We start from the raw sequence: 19,203 nt of genomic DNA, 5'->3' as shown, positions 1-19,203 counted from the left end.
CGGTGTTAGCCGCTTTCTTTTGCCTACTTTTCTTTGCGGCGGCAAAGAAAAGTAGGTGCCGCCCCGCACAGGGGCGACGCGTGAAGCACGCTAACGAATCGCGGATGCCAGCGCAAACGCCAAAACACCAAACCAACCGCGCCACGAAGTCAAACCGCGGATGCCAGCGCCAAGCCCAAGCAAACCACCTCACAGACGCCCATCCGAAACGCACAGCGAACCGCAAAAAACCTCCTGTGCCCTGGCACTTCTCCCCCTCGTGCAGACTTAATTTTTCCGGTACATATTGAACGAACACGCCGGATCGGTTGCGCGCGCATCGAACCGGCAAAATGAAAGGACCGGGCGTCCAACGCCAATCACCACGACAACGACTACCGCGCGCACCCTGGAGATCCACAATGAGTTCAACACTAGCCGCGAGCACCGCGCAAACCCGCCCCGATACATGGCGTACGGTGGTCGCCGCGTCGATCGGCAACGCGCTGGAATGGTTCGACCTCGTCGTCTACGGTTTTTTCGCCGTCGTCATTTCGAAACTGTTCTTTCCGGCCGGCAACGACATCGTCTCGCTACTGCTGACGCTCGGCACCTTCGGCGTGTCGTTCTTCATGCGGCCGCTCGGCGCGATCGTGCTTGGCGCCTATGCCGACCGGGCAGGGCGCAAGGCCGCACTCACGCTCTCGATCCTGCTGATGATGATCGGCACGCTGATCATCGCGGTCTTGCCGACGTACCAGTCGATCGGCCTCGCGGCCCCGCTGATTCTCGTCGTCGCGCGGTTGATGCAGGGCTTCTCGGCGGGCGGCGAATTCGGCAGCGCGACGGCCTTTCTCGCCGAGCATGTGCCCGGGCGGCGCGGCTATTTCGCCAGTTGGCAGATCGCGAGCCAGGGCCTCACGACGCTGCTCGCCGCACTGTTCGGCATGGTGCTGACAGGCAAGTTGTCGCCGGAACAGATGGCATCCTGGGGCTGGCGCGTGCCGTTCTTCTTCGGCCTGCTGATCGGGCCGGTCGCGTGGTACATCCGCACGAAGCTCGACGAAACCCCCGAGTTCCTCGCCGCCGAAACCACCACCACCCCGATCCGCGATACCTTCGCGAGCCAGAAACTGCGGCTTTTCATCGGCATGGGTATCGTCGTGCTCGGCACGGTGTCGACGTATCTCGTGCTGTTCATGCCGACCTTCGCGATCAAGCAGCTAGGTCTCGCGCCATCGGTGGCATTCGCGGCGATTGCGCTGGTCGGCGTGATCCAGCTGGTGTGCTCGCCGATCGTCGGGCATCTGTCCGACCGTCACGGACGCGTACGCATCATGCTCGTGCCCGCCGTGCTGCTGTTCCTGTTGATCTGTCCGGCGTTCAGCTATCTCGTCGCGCATCCGACCTTCGGCACGCTGATCGGCATGCAGATCGTGTTCGGCTTCCTGATGACGGCGTACTTCGGCTCGTTGCCGGGGCTGCTGTCGGAAATCTTCCCGGTCCAGACGCGCACGACGGGTATGTCGCTCGCCTATAACATCGCAGTGACGATCTTTGGCGGCTTCGGGCCGTTCATCATTGCGTGGCTGATCCAGGCGACGGGCTCGAAGATCGCACCGAGCTTCTATCTGATGTTCGCCGCCGTGTTGAGCGTGATTGCGCTGATTGCGGCGCGTCGCAAATTGGGCTTTCGGTGAATCGGGTTACGCGTTAGCGCAGACGTTGTAAACGACAAAGGCCGGTTCATCATCGAACCGGCCTTTTGCTTTTACGTTGCTTCCGAAGTATCAGACGCTTTTGATCAAACCTGCGCGCCCGCGTTCGGATCGCTCGGATCGTGGCGTTCCTTCTTGTCCTTGATCAGGTCTTCACGCTTGACGCCCAACCACATGGCCAGCGCCGCCGCGACGAACACCGACGAGTAGATACCGAACAGAATACCGACGGTCAGCGCGAGTGCGAAGTAGTGCAGCGTCGGACCGCCGAACAGGAACATCGACAGCACCATCATCTGCGTACAGCCGTGCGTGATGATCGTACGCGACATCGTGCTCGTGATTGCGTGGTTGATGACTTCGATCACGCTCATCTTGCGTTCGTGGCGGAAGGTTTCGCGAATCCGGTCGAAGATAACCACGGACTCGTTCACCGAATAACCCAGCACGGCAAGCACGGCAGCCAGCACCGACAGCGAGAACTCCCACTGGAAGAATGCGAAGAAGCCGAGAATGATCACGACGTCGTGCAAGTTTGCGATCACGCCTGCGACCGCGTACTTCCACTCGAAGCGGAACGACAGATAGATCACGATGCCCGCGACCACGCACGCGAGCGCGAGCAGGCCGTCGGTGGCGAGTTCCTTGCCGACCTGCGGGCCGACGAACTCGACGCGCTGCAGCTTCGCGTTCGAATCCTGGCCCGTCAGCGCGGACATTACCTGGTCGCTCTGTTGCGCCGAGCTCAGACCTTGCTTCAACGGCAGACGGATCAGCACGTCGCGCGAGGTGCCGAAGTTCTGCACCTGCGCGTCGGCGTAGCCGATCTTCGACAGCGTGTCGCGCACCGGTTCAAGCGGCACGGCGCCCGGATACTGCACTTCGATGACCGTGCCGCCCGTGAATTCCACGGACAGATGCAGCCCGCGATGCAGCAGGAAAAACACGGCGGCGATGAACGTCAGCAACGAGATCGCGTTGAAGAGCAACGCGCGCTGCATGAGCGGAATGTCTTTACGGATGCGGAAAAATTCCATGTTCTCTTCTCCGGGACTCAGCGGGATGAACCCGGTTTGTTGGTGCCACCCGGCGCGTTGCGGTTGCGCAGCGCCGGCTTGGCAGCCTGGGCTTTCGCGGTGCCGGCGGGCGCCTTGGCCTTCGGCTTTGCCTTCGGCGCCGTTGCTGCGGCGATCGCGCGAGCCGTGTCGGTTTCCGTGTCCGCGTTGTCGAGATAAGCGGGTGCGCCCTCGGCGGCAGCGGGTTTCCACACCTGGCCGATCGCGAGCGATTGCAGCTTCTTCTTGCCGCCGTACCACAGGTTCACGAGACCGCGCGAGAAGAACACGGCCGAGAACATCGACGTCATGATGCCGATACAGTGAACAACAGCAAAGCCGCGCACAGGGCCCGAGCCAAATGCGAGCAGCGCGAGACCGGCGATCAGCGTCGTCACGTTCGAGTCGAGAATCGTCGCCCATGCATGCGCGTAGCCGTTCTGGATGGCCAGTTGCGGCGGCGCGCCGTTGCGCAGTTCTTCACGCACGCGCTCGTTGATCAGCACGTTCGCGTCGATCGCCATACCGAGCGCGAGCGCGATAGCGGCAATGCCCGGCAAAGTCAGCGTGGCCTGCAGCATCGACAGAATGGCGATCAGCAGCAGCAGGTTCACCGACAGCCCGATCATCGAGATCAAACCGAACAGCATGTAGTACGCGATCATGAAGACGGCGATTGCCGCAAAGCCCCACACCACCGAGTGGAAGCCCTTCTTGATGTTGTCCGCGCCAAGGCTCGGGCCGATCGTGCGTTCTTCGATGATGTCCATCGGCGCCGCGAGCGAACCGGCGCGCAGCAGCAGTGCGAGATCGGTGGCGGCTTGCGGCGTCGGCTGGCCGGTGATCTGGAAGCGGTCGCCCAGTTCCGACTGGATCGTCGCGACCGTCAGCACTTCGCCCTTGCCCTTTTCGAACAGCACCATCGCCATCGGCTTGCCGATGTTGTCGCGCGATACGCTGCGCACCGCGCGGCCGCCTGCCGAGTCGAGACGGATGTTGACGGACGGACGTTGATGTTCGTCGAAGCCCGCCGACGCGTCGATGATGCGGTCGCCCGTGAAGATCACGGCCTTGCGCAGCAGCACGGGCGCGGCGTTGCCTTGCGTGAAGAGCTCGTCGCCCGCCGGAACCGGGTCGCCCGGGTTCGGATGCAGGCCGTTCGGGTCGGCCAGGCGCGCTTCGAGCGTCGCCGTGCGGCCGATGATGTCCTTCGCCTTCGCCGTGTCCTGCACGCCCGGCAGTTCGACGACGATGCGGTCGGAGCCTTGCTGCTGGATCACCGGCTCGGCCACGCCGAGTTCGTTGACGCGGTTATGCAGCGTCGTGATGTTCTGCTTGAGCGCCGCGTCCTCGACCGTCTTCTGCACGGCCGGCGTGAACGTGCCCACCACCTGGAAGCCGCCCGCCGGGTTCGGCTGCGTCGCCCACTGGAGTTCGGAAACGGCCGTCGTCAGTTGCTTGCGCGCGTTTTCTGCGACGTCCTGGTCGGCGAAATTGACGACCACCGTCTGGCCAGTGCGGTTCACGCCGCCATCGCGGATACCCTTGTCGCGCAACAGCGTGCGCGCATCCGATGCGTCCGAATCCAGCTTCTTGTTCAGCGCCCCTGCCATGTCGACCTGCAGCAGGAAGTGAACGCCGCCGCGCAGATCGAGACCGAGGTACATGGGCAGTGCGTGCAGGGCGGTCAGCCAGCGCGGCGACGCACTCTGCAGATTCAGCGCGACGATGTACTGCGGATCGCTCGGGTCGCTATTGAGCGCCTTTTGCAGCAGGTCCTTCACGTGCAACTGCGTGTCGGTGTCCTTCAGACGCACGCGAATGTTCGCGTTCTGCGAGGAATTGTCGAACGTGACGTCGTCCGGCTTGATCTGGCTGGATGCGAGCGCCGCTTCGACCTGCGACAGCGTGGTCGAATCGAGCTTCACCGTTGCCTTGCCGCTCGACACCTGCACCGCCGGCGCTTCGCCGAAGAAATTGGGCAGCGTGTACACGAGGCCGATGACGAGCGCCACCAGCATCACGACATACTTCCAGAGGGGATAACGATTCATGGGGTGGTCCAACGGGAGGTTGGCTTGAAAGCGATGCGTCCGGCGATGAGCGCGGCGGGCAGAAGCATGGGTGGTTTGCTTCGATCGACGCGAGGCCGCGCCGGACGCGAGAGAGCAGGCCTTACAGCGACTTCAGGGTGCCCTTCGGCAGAATGGTCGTCACCGACGACTTCTGCACGGTGATTTCCGTACCTTCAGCGATTTCGACGCCAACGTAGGCTTCGCCGACCTTGGTCACCTTGCCGACGATGCCGCCGTTCGTCACGACTTCGTCACCCTTCGCCATGGCGGAGAGCATATTGCGGTGTTCCTTCTGGCGCTTCATTTGCGGGCGAATCATGATGAAATACAGCACCGCGAACATCAGAATCAGCGGCAGGAAGCTCATCAGGCTGGATTCGGCGCCACCAGCTGCACTGCCTTGCGCGAAGGCATCGGTAATGAACGACACGTTGGTCTCTCCGTTATAACAATCAAAAAAATCAGCCGGTTATTCTACCACCGGCCATTTGCGGGACGGCACCCGGAACGGGTTTTCCTGACGGCTTGTCAAGGGGGGTGCCGATATTCCGAAAGTTAATTGTAATGTCTGACGCGCTATGTGGGAGAACGGTTTTTGCGCGTCGCCTGACGTCGCGTTTAACTCTGTTCCGTCCCGCGCGCCCGGTTTTCGTGAAACAGCTTCCTGAAGGCGTCGAACATCTGCGCGTCGATGGCGTCGCGCATTTCCTGCATCAGTTCGAGGTAGTAGTGCAGGTTGTGGATCGTGTTCAGCTGCGCGCCGAGAATCTCGCCGACGCGGTGCAGATGGTGCAGATAGCCGCGCGTGAAATTGCGGCACGTGTAGCAGCCGCATTGCTCGTCGAGCGGGCGCACCGAATTCTTGTGCGTGGCGTTGCGGATCTTGATGTCGCCGAAACGCGTGAAGAGCCAGCCGTTGCGCGCGTTGCGGGTCGGCATCACGCAGTCGAACATGTCAACGCCCGCTGCGACGCCCGCCACGAGGTCTTCCGGCGTGCCGACGCCCATCAGGTAGTGCGGCTTGTCGGCGGGCAGCTTCGGGCCGATGTGGTTCAGCACGCGCATCATGTCTTCCTTCGGCTCGCCGACGGACAGCCCGCCAATCGCGAGACCGTGGAAGCCGATCTCCGACAGCCCCGCGAGCGATTCGTCGCGCAGGTCTTCGAACATGCCGCCCTGGACGATGCCGAACAATGCATTCGGATTGCCGAGCCGGTTGAATTCGTCGATCGAGCGCTTTGCCCAGCGCATCGACATGCGCATCGAATCGGCGGCGTCCTGGTGCGAGGTCGGCACGCCGTTGGTCGCGTAGGGCGTGCATTCGTCGAACTGCATCACGATGTCCGAGTTCAGCACCTTCTGGATCTGCATCGACACTTCCGGCGACAGGAACAGCTTGTCACCGTTGATCGGCGACGCGAACGTGACGCCGTCTTCGGTGATCTTGCGCAGGTCGCCGAGCGAGAACACCTGGAAGCCGCCGGAGTCGGTGAGGATGGGGCGCTTCCAGCCCATGAAGCCGTGCAGGCCGCCGTGCGCCGCGATCGTTTCGAGTCCGGGGCGCAGCCACAGATGGAACGTGTTGCCGAGAATGATCTGCGCACGGATTTCTTCGAGTTCGCGCGGCTGGATCGCCTTCACCGTCCCATACGTGCCGACGGGCATGAAGATCGGTGTTTCGACCACGCCGTGGTTCAGCGTCAGGCGGCCGCGGCGCGCCTGGCCATCGGTCTTGAGCAGCTCAAATTTGAGGCCGTTTTCGGGGCGAATGTGGTCGCCAAGGTAGGCGCCATGGTCGGCGCGTGCAGCGTTGTTATGACCGTCGGTCATTTTGTTGACTCCGTTTGCAACCAGAGAACAGTCCGGCGCAATTTGATGTGCGCCGCCGGGCTTCCGGCGGCAGGTGGTGGATTATGCGTTAAGCGCGTCGTCGTGGCGCGTAAGCAGCATCGCGTCGCCGTAGCTGAAGAAGCGGTAGCGTTCGTCGATCGCATGCCGATACGCCGCGCGGATCGTCTCGATGCCCGCGAACGCCGAAACCAGCATCAGCAGCGTCGACTTCGGCAGGTGAAAATTCGTTACCAGCCGGTCGACCACGCGGAACCGGTAACCCGGCGTGATGAAGATATCCGTCTCGGCGCTCGTCGCGGCGAGCGGCCGGCCAGCGGCGTCGGCATCGCGCGCGGCGGCTTCGAGCGCGCGCATCGACGTCGTGCCGACCGCGATTACGCGATTGCCGCGCGCCTTCGTCGCCGCAATCTTGTCGACCAGCGATTGCGGCAACTGATACCACTCGCTATGCATCTTGTGCTCGTCGATATTCTCGACGCGCACCGGCTGGAACGTGCCCGCGCCGACATGCAGCGTGAGCGTCGCTCGCTCGACGCCTTTTGCGTCCAGGCGCGCGAAGATCGAATCGTCGAAATGCAGGCCAGCCGTGGGCGCGGCGACGGCGCCCGGATTCTGAGCGTAGACCGTCTGGTAGCGCGTTTCATCGAACGCGTCGGGGTCGTGCTCGATATACGGCGGCAACGGCAGGCGGCCGAACTGCTCGATCAGCGTCAGGCAGTCATCGGGAAAATGCAGCGTGTAGAACGGCTCGACGCGTTCGCCGACGGTGACGTCGAACGCATCGGCGAGGCGCAGCGTCGTGCCCGCAGCCGGGCTCTTGCTGGCGCGGATTTGCGCCAGCGCGGTGCGCTCGCCCGTCAGACGCTCGATCAGCACTTCGATCTTGCCGCCACTGGCCTTCTGGCCGATGAAGCGCGCCTTCAGAACCTTGGTATCGTTGAAGACGAGCAGATCGCCGGACTCGATGCAGTCGGGCAGATCGGCAAAATGGCGATCGACGAGCGTCGCGGGCGAGGTTTGCCCGTTCACTTCGAGCAGACGGCTCGCGCTGCGCTGGGGCAACGCGACTTGCGCGATCAACTCGGGCGGCAGGTCGAAATCGAAATCGGAAAGCGTGAACATGCGAACTGGCTTGATGCGGTACTTGACGGGATTGCCCCCGGACGAACGCTTGGCTGGATCAACAGCGTCTACGACAGCGCCCGTCGAGCGGCTATGATTGCGGGACATTGCCGCAGCGGCCCTGTGTGCGCGCATCACTCACGCGCACTGGCCGTAAAACTTCTGAAGCCGATATTGTACTTGCGAAGCGACTCATGCCTTTGTCCGACACCCGTTCACCTCTCGAAACCGACGATGACAGCGCTCCGAAGAAGCGCCGCGCCGCGCGGAGCAAGGCGGATGCGGATGTGACCCAGGAGCCCGGCGTGCCTGCTGCGGAAGGCACGAAAAAGCCCGCCGCCGCGAAAAAACCCACGCTCGCCAAAACCGCCGACAAGCTCGCCAAGCTGGGCCTCACGCGCGATATCGATCTGGTGCTGCATCTGCCGATGCGCTACGAGGACGAAACTTCGCTCACGCCGATCGGCGAGTTGCTGCCGGGCGGCATCGCGCAGACGGAAGGCGTCGTGTACGACAACGAGATTGCATACCGGCCGCGCCGCCAGTTACTGGTGAAAATGCGCGACGACGCGGGTGACGAGCTGATCCTGCGCTTCCTCAATTTCTACGGCTCGCAGGTCAAGCAGATGTCGATCGGCGTGCGGCTGCGCGTGCGCGGCGACGTGCGCGGCGGCTTCTTCGGTATGGAGATGGTGCATCCCGCCGTGCGCGTCGTCGATGAAGACACGCCGCTGCCGCAGGCGCTCACGCCTGTCTATCCGAGCACGGCAGGCGTCTCACAGGCGTATCTGCGCAAGGCGATCGACAACGCGCTGGCGCGCACGTCGCTGCCCGAATTGCTGCCAGAACCCGTCGAGCGGCAATATCTGAAGCCGCTCGATGTTCCGCAACTGATGGACGCCGTGCGCACGCTGCATCATCCGAATTCGCATTCGGACGAGACGGCGCTGATCGACGGCACGCATCCCGCGTGGACGCGTATCAAGTTCGAGGAACTGCTCGCGCAGCAACTGTCGCTCAAGCGCGCGCACGAGGAGCGCCGCACGCGCGCCGCGCCCGCGATGCCGCGCCGCGAGCCGACCGATGAGGCGTCCCTGGTGACGCGTTTATTAAAGACCCTGCCGTTCTCGCTGACCAACGCGCAGCAGCGCGTGTGCGCGGAAATCGCGCAGGACCTGACTCAGCCGCATCCGATGCAGCGCCTGTTGCAAGGTGACGTCGGCAGCGGCAAGACTGTCGTCGCTGCGCTGGCCGCCGCGCAGGCCATCGACGCCGGTTATCAGGCCGCTATGATGGCGCCGACCGAAATCCTCGCCGAGCAGCACGCGCGCAAATTGCGCGGATGGCTGGAGCCGCTCGGCGTATCGGTCGCGTGGCTCGCGGGAAGCCTGAAGACGAAGGAAAAGCGCAGCGCGATCGAAGCCGCCGCGCTCGGCACCGCGCAACTCGTGATCGGCACGCACGCGATCATTCAAGACGCTGTCGAATTCGCGCGGCTCGGCCTCGTGATCGTCGACGAACAGCATCGCTTTGGCGTCGAGCAGCGGCTCGCGCTGCGCGCAAAGGCGCACAACGCCGCAGACGGGGCGCGCGACTTCCAGCCGCATCAGTTGATGATGTCCGCGACGCCGATTCCGCGCACGCTCGCGATGACTTATTACGCGGACCTCGACGTGTCGACGATCGACGAATTGCCGCCCGGCCGCACGCCGATCCTGACCAAGCTCGTCTCCGATGCGCGGCGCGAAGAAGTGATCGGCCGCGTGCGCGAGGCGGCGCTCACAGGCCGCCAGGTGTACTGGGTGTGTCCGCTGATCGAGGAAAGCGAGACGCTGCAATTGCAGACGGCCGTCGAAACGTACGAGACGCTCGTCGCCACGCTGCCGGAACTGAACGTCGGGCTGGTCCATGGGCGCCTCACGCCCGTCGAGAAAGCCACCGTGATGGACGCGTTCAGCCGCAACGAAGTGCAGTTGCTGGTCGCGACGACGGTGATCGAAGTGGGCGTCGACGTGCCGAATGCGTCGCTGATGGTGATCGAGCACGCGGAGCGTTTCGGCCTTGCGCAGTTGCATCAGTTGCGCGGGCGGGTGGGGCGCGGCAGTGCGGCGTCTGTGTGCGTGCTGATGTACGCCGGGCCGCTGTCGATGACGGCCCGCGCGCGCCTGCAAACCATGCGCGAAACGACCGACGGCTTCGAAATCGCCCGTCGCGACCTCGAAATTCGCGGTCCGGGCGAATTTCTCGGCGCGCGGCAGTCGGGTGCCGCGATGCTGCGCTTCGCCGATCTGGAAAACGACGGCTGGCTGATCGAGCCGGCGCGCGAGGCGGCGACGACGCTGCTCGAGCAGTATCCGAACGTCGTCACGCAGCATCTTTTGCGCTGGCTGAACACCCGCGAACAGTATCTGAAAGCGTGATGAAGGCCGCGGGTGGAAGCGCTTGCGCGCCGCACAACGGCTGAATCTGGCTAGAAGGTTGGCGAATTGGCCCCATAGGTGTATAACAGAAACCTATCGAATCTATCGCCCTGATTGGTCCCCAATGACCCTCACCGAACTGAAATATATCGTCGCGGTTGCGCGCGAGCGCCACTTCGGCCGCGCGGCAGAAGCGTGTTTTGTGAGCCAGCCGACGTTGTCCGTCGCAATCAAGAAGCTCGAAGACGAGCTAAACGTGCAGATTTTCGAGCGCGGCACGAGCGAAGTCAGCGTCACGCCGATTGGCGAGCAGATCGTCACGCAGGCGCAGCGCGTGCTCGAACAGACGCTCGCCATCAAGGAAATCGCCAAGCAGGGCAAGGACCCGCTGCTTGGGCCGCTGCGCCTGGGCGTGATCTATACGATTGGACCGTATCTGTTGCCGACGCTCGTTAAACAGATGATCAAGCGCGTCCCGCAGATGCCGCTGATGCTGCAGGAAAATTACACGCTCAAGCTGATTGAGCTGCTCAAGCAAGGCGAGATCGACGTCGCGATCATGGCGCTGCCGTTTCCGGAAACGGGCCTGATGCTGCGCCCGCTGTACGACGAGCCGTTCGTCGTCGCGCTGCCGTCGGGTCACGCGTGGGAGTCGCGCAGCAAGATCGATCCTGGCGATCTCAAGCAGGAAACCATGCTGCTGCTCGGTAGCGGCCACTGCTTCCGCGATCACGTGCTCGGCGTGTGCCCGGAACTGATGCGCTTCTCGCAGAACGCGGACGGCATCCAGAAGACCTTCGAAGGGTCGTCGCTGGAAACCATCCGGCATATGGTCGCGAGCGGCGTGGGCATTACCGTGCTGCCGCGCATGTCGGTGCATGAGGTGAAGCCGCACGCCGGCGGCGTCGATTCAGGGCTGCTCAGCTACGTGCCGTTCGACGAGCCGGTGCCGGACCGCCGCGTGGTGCTGGCCTGGCGCAAGAGTTTCACGCGAATGCCCGCCATCGATGCGATCTGCGACGCCATCTCGGCCTGCGATCTGCCGGGCGTGAGGAAGCTGGATTTGCCCGCTGCCGTCAACTAACTAACTGCCTTTGCCGCGACGCACGGGCAGCCGATGCTGCCGCTGCGTCGCCTCCCGCCTTCTGCATGAGGCGGCGACTATCGAATATATAAAATTAATCAAATCGCAGTTTTCGATAGTTTTCTTTAAGATTTCCTCCATGGGTCCCAGCGATCCACCACTACAAACGGAGGAAATCATGCAGCCATCCACGTCTTCGCTGTTCAAGTCTGTTTCCCCATCGCCGCAGCAAGCGGCATCGAGCGGTAGCAACGCGTCCGGCTTCAGGACCATCGCGTTCTCGCTGCTCGTCGATCGCGCACTGTCCGCCTGATGGCGCGCCGCACGTCTCCTTCCCATTCGAAGTAGCCAAAACCGAATCAGCAGGACCGCATTCCTTAGGATCACCCGGAGAATAACTATGTCTGAACGCAATCTCACCACCGCCTCGGGCGCACCCGTCGCCGACAACCAGAATTCGCTGACGGCTGGCCCGCGCGGACCCGTCGCGCTGCAGGACGTGTGGCTGATCGAAAAGCTCGCGCACTTCGACCGTGAAGTGATTCCCGAGCGCCGCGTTCACGCGAAGGGCTCGGGCGCGTTCGGCACGTTCAAGGTGACGCACGACATCTCGCGCTATACGAAGGCGAAGGTGTTTGCGGAAGTCGGCAAGGAAACGCCGCTGTTCATGCGCTTTTCGACGGTGGCGGGCGAGCGTGGTGCCGCCGACGCCGAGCGCGACGTGCGCGGATTCTCGATCAAGTTCTATACGGAAGAGGGCAACTGGGACGTGGTCGGCAACAACACGCCCGTGTTCTTCATCCGCGATCCGTTGAAGTTTCCGGACTTCATCCACACGCAAAAGCGCGATCCGTACACGAACATGCGCAGCGCGACGAACGCGTGGGACTTTTTTGCGCATCATCCGGAGTCGCTGCATCAGGTGACGATCGTGATGAGCGATCGCGGCATTCCGAAGAATTATCGGCAGATGCACGGCTTCGGCTCGCACACGTATTCGTTCATCAACGCCGACAACGAGCGCTTCTGGGTGAAGTTCCACTTCAAGTCGATGCAGGGCATCGAGAACTACACCGACGAAGAGGCCGCGCAAGTGGTCGCGCGCGATCGTGAAAGCGGGCAGCGTGACCTGGTCGGATCGATCGACGACGGCAACTTCCCGAAGTGGCGTTTTCAGATTCAGGTGATGCCCGAAGCGGACGCGGCGACGTATCGCTACAACCCGTTCGATGTCACGAAGGTCTGGCCGTACAAGGATTACCCGCTTATCGACGTCGGTGTGATCGAGTTGAACCGCAACGCGCAGAACTACTTCTCGGATGTCGAGCAGGCAGCGTTCACGCCGGCCAACGTGGTGCCGGGCATTGGCTTCTCGCCGGACCGTCTGTTGCAAGGGCGTCTGTTCTCGTACGGCGACACGCAACGCTATCGTCTTGGCGTGAATCACCATCTGATTCCCGTGAACGCGTCGCGCGCGCCGAATGTGCGCTCGTTCCATCGTGATGGTGGCATGCGTGTGGACGGCAACCTCGGCGGCAACGTGAACTACGAGCCGAACCGTTTCGGCGCCTTCGCGCAGGACCGTAACGCGATCGAGCCGCCGCTCGCGGCAGGCAATGTCGATCACTACAACCATCGCGAGGACGACGACTACTACAGCCAGCCGGCTGCGTTGTTCCGGATCTTCGACGACGCGCAGCGTGGGCGTTTGTTTAGCAACATCGCGCGGGCGATCGAAGGCGTGCCCGCGGATATCGTCGCGCGCCAGGTCGAGCATTTCCGCAAGATCGATCCCGCGTATGCGGAAGGCGTGATTGCAGCAATCGAGGCGCTCGCAAAAGCGAACGCGAAGTAACGTATCAGTTAGTGGACGGCGGCAAGGTGCTGCCGTCCACAGGGAGAAAGATCATGGTTCAGATGGTGATGAACGCGGTTGGATTTCAGGCAGGTAATGCACGTAACGCTCGCGATGCCGGCAGCGTCGCGCAACAGGTGAACGGCCCCGTGCTTTTCCAGAAGCTCGTGGGTTTCGCGATCCTCGGCAGTGGCTATATGACGATCGTCGCAAGTCTCGTGCATGCAGTCCGCGGATGACGAATCGCGCATGGCCATGCGTGGTCTGGAAGGCACGAGCAGCGCGGCGTTGGGTCTCGCGAACGGTTGTCAGTTCTACGATAAACTGGCGGGCGTTCGAGCGTTGAACGATTGCACACGCGCAGTTCCGGGCATGCAGACCGGTTCGTATCACTCTTAAAAGGAGTCATCATGGCCAAGAAAGAAGCCGTACAGCACGTCAATATTGGTATCAGCGACAAGGATCGCAAGAAAATCGCAGAAGGTCTCTCGCGTCTTCTCGCCGACACTTACACGCTTTATCTGAAGACCCATAACTTCCATTGGAACGTGACGGGTCCGATGTTCAACACGCTGCATCTGATGTTCGAAACGCAGTACACGGAACTGGCCTTGGCCGTCGATCTGATCGCCGAGCGCATCCGCGCGCTGGGCGTTGCCGCGCCGGGCAGCTACAAGGAATTCGCGAAGCTGTCGTCGATCGCTGAAGCGGACGGCGTGCCCGCCGCGGAAGACATGATCCGCCAGCTGGTGGAAGGCCAGGAATCGGTGGTGCGCACCGCGCGCGCGATCTTCCCGGTGACGGACGCGGCACACGACGAGCCGACGGCCGACTTGCTGACGCAACGCATGCAGACGCACGAAAAGAACGCGTGGATGCTGCGTTCGATGCTGGCGTAATCTCTGTCGCGGTGTAGCGCGGGCGCTGTATGAAGCGCTCGCTGCTGCGCTGCAGATGTGGCAAAGAAAGCCCGGCGGGTTAGATTCCGCCGGGCTTTTGTTTTGTGCTTGCGCGTTGGAATGAGTCTGTGACGCGCGCTGCTCTAAAATACGGGAATCGTATCTCCGCGCACCGCCATGTTCGCCCGACTCCCGCTCTATCTGCGACTTGTCCGCATGGACAAGCCGATCGGCAGCCTGCTGCTGCTGTGGCCCACTCTCAACGCGTTATGGATCGCGTCGGATGGTCATCCGTCGCTGTCCTTGCTGGTGATCTTCGCGCTCGGCACGATACTGATGCGCTCGGCCGGCTGCGCGATCAACGACTACGCGGATCGTGACTTCGATCGCTATGTGAAGCGCACCGAAAACCGGCCGATCACGTCGGGCAAGATCAAGGCATGGGAAGCCGTGGCGCTGGCAGCGGGGCTTTCGCTGATCGCGTTCCTCCTGATCCTGCCGCTCAATGCGCTGACGAAGGAGTTGTCCGTGGCCGCGCTGTTCGTCGCCGGCACGTATCCGTTCACGAAGCGCTTCTTCGCGATTCCACAGGCGTATCTGGGCATCGCGTTTGGCTTCGGCATTCCAATGGCGTTCGCCGCCATCCAGAATCAGGTGCCGTTGCTCGCGTGGGTGATGCTGATTGCGAACGTGTTCTGGTCGGTCGCGTATGACACCGAATACGCGATGGTCGATCGCGACGACGACATCAAGATCGGCATTCGCACGTCCGCATTGACGTTCGGCCGCTTCGACGTACTTGCGATCATGCTCTGCTACGCGGTGACGCTCGGTATCTATGTGGGCATCGGCGTTGCGCTGAGCTTCGGCGTGCTGTACTGGATCGGTCTTGCCGCGGCGGCGGGTTGTGCCGTCTATCACTACACGCTGATCAAGGACCGTGAACGCATGCCGTGTTTCGCGGCGTTCCGGCATAACAACTGGCTCGGCGGCGCGTTGTTCGCCGGCATTGCCGCGCATTACGCGGCGCAGGCGTTCTAGACGCTATTCGCTAGTGTCCGGCGAGACGAAGCACGCGCATCGCTGCTTCGTCCGCCTGTGCCAGTCAGGCAAGCGACATCACTGCTTGCCGAATTCCTCGCCCATTTCACGCGCGCGCGCGTCCGCAGCCAGTGCGCCGCGCACGATTGCGTCCTTCACGCCTTGCGCGTCGAACGCGGCGAGCGCCGCAGCCGTCGTGCCGCCCTTCGACGTCACGCGCTCGCGCAACACGCTTGCCGGTTCGCCCGACTGCGCAGCGAGTTGCGCTGCGCCCGTGAACGTCGCGACGGCCAGCGCGCGGCCTTGCTCTTCGTCCATGCCGAGCTGACGCGCCGCTTCCTGCATCGCCTCGATGAAATAGAACACGTAGGCCGGGCCGCTGCCGGAGATCGCGGTGACGGCGTCGATCTTCGCTTCGTCGTCGAACCACACCGTTTCGCCGACCGCGCCGAGCACCTGCGAGGCCAGCTCGCGTCCCGCTGCGTCGACGCCTTCCATCGCGACGAGTCCTGTCACGCCCATGCCGATCAGCGCAGGCGTGTTCGGCATGGTGCGCACGAGACGCGCGTGACCGCCTAGCCAGCGCCCGAGGTCCGCGCCGCGAATGCCCGCGACGATGCTGATGACGAGCTGTGACGCCGACAGATGCGGCGCGAGCGCTGCTGCGACGTCCTTGACGATCTGCGGCTTCACGGCCAGCACGATCGCATCGAACGATTGCAGCGACGCATCCGCCGAAGCGCTCGTGCCGATGCCGAATTGCTGCTCGCTACGCTTGCGCGCGTCTTCGTTGGGATCGATTGCGCGGATATCCGACGGCGCAACGCCGCGCTTGATCAGACCGCCGATGAGTGCGGCGGCCATGTTGCCGCCGCCGATGAAGGCAATTTTCATGATGTTCGGAAGTTCAGTGAGAGTAATCGCGGGCGCCGAAGATAGCCGTGCCGATGCGAACGATGGTCGCGCCTTCGAGCACGGCCGCTTCGAGGTCGCCCGACATGCCCATCGACAGCGTGTCGAGTTCGAGACCGTCCGCGAGCAGCTTTTCGAACAGCTCGCGCAATGCGCGATGCGGCACGCGTTGCTGCTCGACGTCGCCTGCCGGTTCGGGAATCGCCATCAGGCCGCGCAGACGCAGCCTGGGCAGCGCGGCGATCTGGCGCGCGACTTCGACGGCTTCGTCCGGCATCACGCCGCTTTTCGAGGCCTCGCCGCTGATGTTCACCTGCAGGCACACATTGAGCGGCGGCAGTGCATCTGGCCGCTGCTCGGACAAACGCTGCGCGATTTTCAGCCGGTCGACGGAATGCACCCAGTCGAAGTTTTCGGCGACGGGACGCGTCTTGTTCGATTGCAGCGGCCCGATGAAATGCCAGCCGAGCGATGCGCGCAGATCGGACAGCGCCTCGATTTTCGTCAGCGCTTCCTGCACGTAGTTTTCGCCGAACGCGCGCTGGCCCGCGGCATGCGCGGCGCGAACGTCTTCAGCGGGAAAGGTCTTGGAGACGGCCAGCAACGCAATGGAACGCGGATCGCGGCCCGCGACCTGCGCGGCGAGGGCGATGCGCTGATGCACTGCGTCGAGATTGTGAGCGAGAGCGGGCATGAAGCGTTGAGTACCGATGCGAGGGGCGACGAATCGAATTATACGGACGCCGCCCGCGCGTCACGACCTGGCCGAACGGCCAGGTTGCGCGCAACCCGTCTGTAACCGATTCTGCCGATCAGGACGCGAGCATGTGCTCGACGAGTTCGACCCAATGCACGACAGGCGTGGAGGTGCCGCTTTGCAGATGCGCAATGCAACCTACGTTCGCAGACACGATGATCTGTGGCTCCTGTGCCTTCAGCTTTTCCAGCTTCTGGTTGCGCAATGCGTACGAAAGCGCGGGCTGCGTGAGCGAATAGGTGCCGGCCGAGCCGCAACATAGATGGCTATCGGCGGGCAGCCTGACATCGATGCCGAGCGCGTTCAGCAGATGCTCGACCTTGCCGCGAATCTGCTGGCCATGTTGCAGCGTGCAGGGCGGGTGATACGCAACCGTATGAATTGCGCGGCGACGCGTGAGGGGCGTCAGCGCTTCTTCGAAGTCCGGCAGGATTTCGCTGATGTCGCGCGTCAGTTCGACAATGCGTTTCGCTTTTTCCGCGTAGGCAGGGTCGTTGCGCAGCAGGTGCGCGTATTCCTTGACCGTCGCGCCGCAGCCCGAGGCGTTCATCACGATCGCTTCAGCGCCCTGTTCGACATGTGGCCACCACGCGTCGATGTTTTGCCGCACGTCATCGAGCGCTTCGTCGTTGTAGCCGAGGTGCAGGCGGATCGCGCCGCAACAGCCGGCTTCCGGTGCAATCACGGTCTGAATGCCGAGCGCGTCGAGCACGCGTGCCGTCGCAATGTTGACGTTCGGCATCATCGAAGGCTGCACACACCCGGCCAGCATCAACATCTTGCGCGGATGCGTGGCCGTCGGCCATTCGAGCTGGCGTTGCCGTTGCGGGACCTTGTCGCGCAGTTTCTTCGGCAGCAGCGGGCGGAAGTGTTGGCCAAGCCGCATCGCGGGCGTGAACAGCGTGCTGTTCGGCACGAAGCTCGCCAGCATCCGGCGCATCAGGCGCTGGCCGAACGGGCGCGGCACTTTCTCTTCGGTGAGCTTGCGACCTATCTCGATGAGCTTGCCGTACTGCACGCCGGAAGGGCAGGTCGATTCGCAGCTGCGGCATGTGAGGCAACGGTCGAGATGCAGTTGCGTGCTGCGCGTGACGGGCGCGCCTTCCACCATCTGCTTGATCAGATAGATACGCCCGCGCGGACCGTCGAGCTCGTCGCCGAGCAGTTGATAGGTCGGGCAGGTGGCCGTGCAAAAGCCGCAATGCACGCATTTGCGCAGGATGGCGTCGGCTTCTTCACCGTCCGGCGTGTTGCGCATGAAGTCGGCGAGATTGGTTTGCATCAGGCGCTCAGAAGTCGGAGTACAACCGGCCGCGATTGAAGATGCGGGCCGGGTCGAAAGCAGCTTTCAGGCCGCGATGGATCTTCATCAGCGGTGCGGGCAGCGGCGTGAACACGCCTGCGCCTCGGTCGTAGCCGAGGCCGGTGCGGAAGATCGTCGCGTGGCCGCCCGCCTGTTTCGCGCTGATGCGCACGGTCTGCGCGTCGGCGTCGGTGATCCACCAGCGTTGCGCGCCGCCCCATTCCATCAGTTGCGCGCCGGGCAGTTGCAGCGGCTCGGTGATGGTCGGCAGCGCGAGGCGCCAGAGCGCGGACTTCGGCGCGATCGCTGCGAAGAACGGGTCGGTCTGTTCGCGCAGGCCCGCCCAGAAGCGTTCGGCTTCGACGGCATCGACCACTTCGCCGCCCAGCGACGTGCGCGCTGACTTGACGGCCGCCTCGGCGCCGCCAAGCCGCACGGCGAGCGTGCCGTGTCGCCACGCGCTGCCCGTAATGGGAAGCGGGCGGCCGCCCCATTCGTTGAGCTTGCGGACGGCGTCGGTGCCATTCATGTCGAACTTGAGCGTCGCTTCGGCCTTCGGGCGCGGCAACACCTTGACGGACAACTGGAGAATCAGCCCGAGCGTTCCTAGAGAACCCGCCATCAGCCGGGATACGTCGTAACCCGCAACATTCTTCACGACCTGGCCGCCGAACGTCAGCACCTGGCCCTGGCCGTTCATGACGATGGCGCCGAGCACGAAGTCGCGTGCCGCGCCCGCCGAATGACGGCGCGGTCCAGCAATGCCAGCCGCAATGCAGCCGCCAAGCGTGGCTTGCGGGCCGAAGTGGGGCGGCTCGAAAGCGAGCATCTGGTCGTGTTCAGCAAGCGCCGCTTCGATTTCGAGGAGCGGCGTGCCGGCGCGCGCCGTGATGACCAGTTCGGCCGGATCGTAGGCGATGACGCCGCGATGCGCGCGCGTGTCGAGGACCTCACCCTGCAATGACTGGCCGTACCAGTCCTTCGTGCCACCGCCACGGATGCGGATCGGCTGCTGCGCGGCCGTGGCAGCGCGAACCCGTTCCGACCACGCGGCGACGATGTCGTCCTCTTTCATGGTGCGTTGCTTCGTTGTAGTGCTTTCGATTGTACCGAGGCAAGCCGCGCTCGCAAC

At 63.2% G+C, this 19,203-nt stretch carries 17 protein-coding genes; 8 read left to right on the top strand and 9 right to left on the bottom strand.

What is annotated here, in order from left to right; all coding sequences use genetic code 11:
• Positions 1 to 401 precede the first annotated feature (401 nt).
• Entirely contained in the window at positions 402 to 1,679 is a 1,278-nt protein-coding gene (locus BLT65_RS19410; protein WP_091780059.1) for an MFS transporter, read from the top strand.
• Positions 1,680 to 1,783: 104 nt separating this feature from the next.
• Here BLT65_RS19410 and secF read toward each other — a convergent pair whose 3' ends face one another.
• The 5 genes from secF to queA all read right to left on the bottom strand — a co-directional run bounded on the left by secF (position 1,784) and on the right by queA (position 7,800).
• A complete protein-coding gene (gene secF / locus BLT65_RS19405; RefSeq protein WP_042313135.1) occupies positions 1,784 to 2,734 on the bottom strand; it encodes a protein translocase subunit SecF in 951 nt (316 codons plus the stop codon).
• A 17-nt stretch (positions 2,735 to 2,751) separates the two neighbouring features.
• A complete protein-coding gene (gene secD / locus BLT65_RS19400) occupies positions 2,752 to 4,806 on the bottom strand; it encodes a protein translocase subunit SecD (RefSeq protein WP_091780056.1) in 2,055 nt (684 codons plus the stop codon).
• A gap of 121 nt (positions 4,807 to 4,927) precedes the next feature.
• Positions 4,928 to 5,257, bottom strand: a complete 330-nt coding sequence (gene yajC / locus BLT65_RS19395) for a preprotein translocase subunit YajC (protein WP_007578638.1) — start codon at positions 5,255 to 5,257, stop codon at positions 4,928 to 4,930.
• A 188-nt stretch (positions 5,258 to 5,445) separates the two neighbouring features.
• Positions 5,446 to 6,657 (bottom strand): tRNA guanosine(34) transglycosylase Tgt, encoded by a 1,212-nt coding sequence (gene tgt / locus BLT65_RS19390; RefSeq protein WP_091780054.1) that lies wholly within the window; start codon positions 6,655 to 6,657, stop codon positions 5,446 to 5,448.
• An 81-nt stretch (positions 6,658 to 6,738) separates the two neighbouring features.
• The gene (gene queA, locus BLT65_RS19385) at positions 6,739 to 7,800 is read right to left on the bottom strand and encodes a tRNA preQ1(34) S-adenosylmethionine ribosyltransferase-isomerase QueA (protein WP_091780236.1); all 1,062 of its coding nucleotides are present in this window, start codon (positions 7,798 to 7,800) and stop codon (positions 6,739 to 6,741) included.
• A 194-nt stretch (positions 7,801 to 7,994) separates the two neighbouring features.
• Between queA and recG the strand changes: the two genes are divergently transcribed.
• The 7 genes from recG (at position 7,995) to ubiA (ending at position 15,099) form a co-directional block, all read left to right on the top strand.
• Positions 7,995 to 10,220 (top strand): ATP-dependent DNA helicase RecG, encoded by a 2,226-nt coding sequence (gene recG / locus BLT65_RS19380; protein ID WP_091780051.1) that lies wholly within the window; start codon positions 7,995 to 7,997, stop codon positions 10,218 to 10,220.
• Between the two features lie 124 nt (positions 10,221 to 10,344).
• Positions 10,345 to 11,304 carry a LysR substrate-binding domain-containing protein gene (locus BLT65_RS19375; protein WP_042313121.1) on the top strand — a complete coding sequence of 320 codons (960 nt, stop codon included), beginning with the start codon at positions 10,345 to 10,347 and terminating at the stop codon, positions 11,302 to 11,304.
• Between the two features lie 178 nt (positions 11,305 to 11,482).
• Positions 11,483 to 11,617, top strand: a complete 135-nt coding sequence (locus tag BLT65_RS48435; protein WP_007740270.1) for a hypothetical protein — start codon at positions 11,483 to 11,485, stop codon at positions 11,615 to 11,617.
• Between the two features lie 87 nt (positions 11,618 to 11,704).
• Positions 11,705 to 13,159: a catalase gene (locus BLT65_RS19370; protein WP_091780048.1), complete on the top strand. Its 1,455-nt coding sequence runs from the start codon at positions 11,705 to 11,707 to the stop codon at positions 13,157 to 13,159.
• Between the two features lie 53 nt (positions 13,160 to 13,212).
• Entirely contained in the window at positions 13,213 to 13,398 is a 186-nt protein-coding gene (locus tag BLT65_RS19365; RefSeq protein WP_091780045.1) for a hypothetical protein, read from the top strand.
• 171 nt (positions 13,399 to 13,569) lie between these two features.
• A complete protein-coding gene (locus BLT65_RS19360) occupies positions 13,570 to 14,058 on the top strand; it encodes a Dps family protein (RefSeq protein ID WP_007578627.1) in 489 nt (162 codons plus the stop codon).
• A 177-nt stretch (positions 14,059 to 14,235) separates the two neighbouring features.
• A complete protein-coding gene (gene ubiA / locus BLT65_RS19355) occupies positions 14,236 to 15,099 on the top strand; it encodes a 4-hydroxybenzoate octaprenyltransferase (RefSeq protein ID WP_007578625.1) in 864 nt (287 codons plus the stop codon).
• Between the two features lie 78 nt (positions 15,100 to 15,177).
• Here the strand turns inward: ubiA and proC are convergent, their stop codons facing one another.
• From proC to glcE, 4 genes are all read right to left on the bottom strand, one after another.
• Positions 15,178 to 15,993, bottom strand: a complete 816-nt coding sequence (proC, locus tag BLT65_RS19350; protein WP_091780042.1) for a pyrroline-5-carboxylate reductase — start codon at positions 15,991 to 15,993, stop codon at positions 15,178 to 15,180.
• 13 nt (positions 15,994 to 16,006) lie between these two features.
• On the bottom strand, positions 16,007 to 16,705 hold the full coding sequence (locus BLT65_RS19345) for a YggS family pyridoxal phosphate-dependent enzyme (RefSeq protein ID WP_042313104.1): 699 nt from the start codon (positions 16,703 to 16,705) through the stop codon (positions 16,007 to 16,009).
• 118 nt (positions 16,706 to 16,823) lie between these two features.
• Entirely contained in the window at positions 16,824 to 18,050 is a 1,227-nt protein-coding gene (gene glcF / locus BLT65_RS19340; protein ID WP_042313101.1) for a glycolate oxidase subunit GlcF, read from the bottom strand.
• 7 nt (positions 18,051 to 18,057) lie between these two features.
• Positions 18,058 to 19,146 (bottom strand): glycolate oxidase subunit GlcE, encoded by a 1,089-nt coding sequence (gene glcE / locus BLT65_RS19335; RefSeq protein WP_042313098.1) that lies wholly within the window; start codon positions 19,144 to 19,146, stop codon positions 18,058 to 18,060.
• Positions 19,147 to 19,203: the final 57 nt, after the last annotated feature.

Origin of the sequence: Paraburkholderia steynii (assembly GCF_900100565.1) — a bacterium.
GTDB lineage: Bacteria > Pseudomonadota > Gammaproteobacteria > Burkholderiales > Burkholderiaceae > Paraburkholderia > Paraburkholderia terrae.
This window is presented reverse-complemented; position numbering and strand designations above follow the sequence as displayed.